The sequence below is a fragment of the Phaeobacter sp. 11ANDIMAR09 genome, from assembly GCF_001294455.1.
In the GTDB taxonomy this organism is placed as follows: Bacteria; Pseudomonadota; Alphaproteobacteria; order Rhodobacterales; family Rhodobacteraceae; genus Pseudophaeobacter.
In genome coordinates this window covers 1-1,609 of record NZ_LIKT01000080.1, presented here as the reverse complement: position 1 = coordinate 1,609, position 1,609 = coordinate 1, and the positions used below count along the sequence as shown (strand labels likewise).

The following is a 1,609-nucleotide window of genomic DNA, read 5'->3' as shown; positions in this document are numbered from 1 at the left end:
CCGTTCCGGGTGGGGGCCCGCCTGTGCGCGGTAGAAACAGCCTGTGCTACAGTTTCACCATGAAGGGCAGCGGCCGTTCGCTTATTGGTGGTCTGTTTGGTGGCAGAACCCCGTTAAAAAACGTGGTCCATGGGCTGATGCGTACTTGAGAGTGGTGACGCTGTTTTGCAGTGATCCCGGTTAGGAAGATGACGGATTTGCATAGCTCACGCCCTTTTGTTGCCAACAGGAGGATGAACCATGACAAAGAAAAAGACTGGCAAGCCCCCAGTGATCGAGACTGTGAAGGTTGGTGCCGCTGCCGTTGATATCGGTTCACGCGAACATATGGCGGCCGTCAATCCCGACGTGACAGACACGCCAGTGCGTGCCTTTGGCACCTTCACCCATGATCTGCATGATCTTGCGGATTGGTTTAAGTCGCACGGCGTGACCAGCATCGCGATGGAATCTACGGGTGTCTACTGGATCCCAGCATATGAGATACTTGAGCAGCATGGCTTCGAGGTCATCTTGGTGAATGCGCGCTATGCCAAGAATGTACCGGGCCGCAAAACCGACGTCAGTGACGCCAGTTGGTTACGGCAGCTGCATTCCTACGGTTTGCTACGTGGCAGTTTCCGTCCCTCGGCCGAGATTGCCACCCTGCGGGCGTATCTGCGCCAACGGGAGCGGCTGGTGGAATATGCAGCCGCGCACATCCAACACATGCAGAAGGCGCTGATGGAGATGAACCTGCAACTGCATCACGTTGTGTCTGACATTACTGGGGTGACTGGTATGAAGATCATCCGTGCCATCGTCGCCGGCGAACGTGATCTGGATGTGCTGGCGTCATATCGTGACGTGCGGTGTCGTGCTTCTGTCGAGACGATCAAAGCAGCCCTGAACGGCAATGACCGTCCAGAACATATGTTTGCGCTCACTCAGTCGCTGGAACTTTATGATGTCTACCAGACCAAAATGTTGGCTTGTGATCAGCGTCTTGAGGCGACACTGGCGGCATTGGGCGCGGACACCGGATATGATCCCGGCGAGTTGCCGCGCCCGCGCACCAAGACTAAGCAGGTTAGCACGCCTTCGTTTGACGTGCGGGCAGCACTGTTTGGTGTCCTCGGCGTTGATCTAACGCAAATCCATGGAATGGGGCCGTCCCTGTCGCTCAAACTGGTTGGCGAATGCGGCACTGACCTGCGCGCATGGCCAAGTGCCAAACACTTCACGTCATGGCTCTGCCTTGCACCAGGCAACAAGATCTCTGGCGGGAAGGTCCTGTCATCTCGAACGCGGCGTTCATCAAGTCGTGCTGCTGCTTTGCTCCGATTGGCAGCGGTAACGATCGGGCGTAGCGACACCGCGCTTGGTGCATTCTACCGAAGATTGGCGGCACGGGCTGGTAAAGCCAAAGCTGTCACAGCGACAGCACGAAAGATCGCAGTACTGTTCTACAACACCCTCCGATACGGCATGACCTATCAAGATCCCGGTGCAGCCAATTATGAAGAACGATACCGCAATCGCGTGCTCGGCAATCTCAAACGCCGCGCCAAGTCGTTCGGCTATGATTTGCAGGAACTACCCGCAGAGGCTGACAGGGCTGTTTCTTAGG

At 56.4% G+C, this 1,609-nt stretch carries 1 protein-coding gene; it reads left to right on the top strand.

All coding sequences use genetic code 11. The features are described from left to right. Positions 1-240: 240 nt before the first annotated feature. Positions 241-1,608 carry an IS110 family transposase gene (locus AN476_RS22165; protein WP_054463923.1) on the top strand — a complete coding sequence of 456 codons (1,368 nt, stop codon included), beginning with the start codon at positions 241-243 and terminating at the stop codon, positions 1,606-1,608. Position 1,609: the final 1 nt, after the last annotated feature.